The organism is Streptomyces sp. NPDC002130 (assembly GCF_040296465.1).
In the GTDB taxonomy this organism is placed as follows: Bacteria; Actinomycetota; Actinomycetes; order Streptomycetales; family Streptomycetaceae; genus Streptomyces.
Genome location: NZ_JBEOXI010001184.1, coordinates 1 through 1,095 on the forward strand (window position 1 = coordinate 1; position 1,095 = coordinate 1,095).

Annotated in this window: 2 protein-coding genes; both read left to right on the forward strand. The window is 59.7% G+C overall.

Annotation, left to right across the window (positions count from 1 at the left end):
• On the forward strand, window positions 1-317 hold a 317-nt coding region (locus ABT116_RS49485), incomplete at its 5' end, for an LOG family protein (protein ID WP_502984112.1).
• A gap of 216 nt (window positions 318-533) precedes the next feature.
• Entirely contained in the window at window positions 534-1,007 is a 474-nt protein-coding gene (locus tag ABT116_RS49490; protein WP_351648252.1) for a hypothetical protein, read from the forward strand.
• Window positions 1,008-1,095: the final 88 nt, after the last annotated feature.

Here is a 1,095-nt window from a genome sequence, read left to right on the forward strand (position 1 = left end):
CGTTGGCCGAAGCCGGGTACGCCGTCATCACCGGCGGTGGACCAGGAGTCATGGAGGCTGCCAACCGCGGTTGCAGCGAGGCCGGTGGATACTCGATCGGCCTCGGCATCGAGCTGCCGTTCGAGCAGGAACTCAACGAGTGGGTGGATCTCGGAATCAACTTCCGTTACTTCTTCGCACGCAAGACGATGTTCGTGAAGTACTCCCAGGCATTCATCTGCCTGCCGGGCGGCTTCGGCACACTCGACGAGCTGTTCGAGGCACTGACTCTGGTGCAGACCCACAAGGTCACGCGCTTCCCAGCTAGCGGACCTTGACTTTGCTGCGCTCGAAACTAGTTTGCGCGAATCTGGCGTTTCGGAGGATACGATTACGAGCCTCTTGAAACAGGCAAAGCATATGCGCAACGCGACCCTTCACGGACGACCGCTCGAACCGTTCGAATTAGGGTCCGGAGAAGCGGCCTTGGACGGTGATGACTAGCCCCAAGCAACGTAGCTTCATGCTTGCTTGTCGATTGGTTGGAGGTGAAAATGGAACTCGCACAGCTGGTGACTGTGATTGATTCTTTGCAAGCCGCACAGCCGGTAACGGATGCCTTCGAGCCGCGCAGCCGAGACAGCGCGGTCTGGTATTCCTCGCAGAAGGAGCACTTGCTCGGCTTCTGGGGCGAGTACAACACCCCCGGCGCCTACAACCGGAAGCACACAGACCGCGACGCGAAGTTCGCCTACAACCATTTACGCTGCGCCCCAGGTCTACTGTGGCTCGCCGAGGCGCTCGGTGAGGAGCGCGCTGTGCTCGAGCGGGGAATCGATGCGATCAAGTCGGCGGGACCGAACTACTCCTCCCAATGCGCCGCATTCCGGAAGATCGTTCCGTGGTCGAGAATCGAATCGCTGATCGAAGCGGGGGAGTTCGCTCGACCTGGCGTGATCAAGCGGGCAGGCATCGCCGTCACGCGAATCAGCAAACTCATCCCAGCGCGAACTAGACAACCCGCGTAGACAGCGTCTACTCTGTCTCTCGCGGGACACGTGTCGAAAAATCCAGTCCCAAATTCTCCGGTACTCCCCAGACCATTCGGGTCACTGT

Coding starts and splice junctions, on each gene's coding strand:
- ABT116_RS49490 (WP_351648252.1), top strand. CDS start 534: ATGGAACTCGCACAGCTGGTGACTGTGATTGATTCTTTGCAAGCCGCA.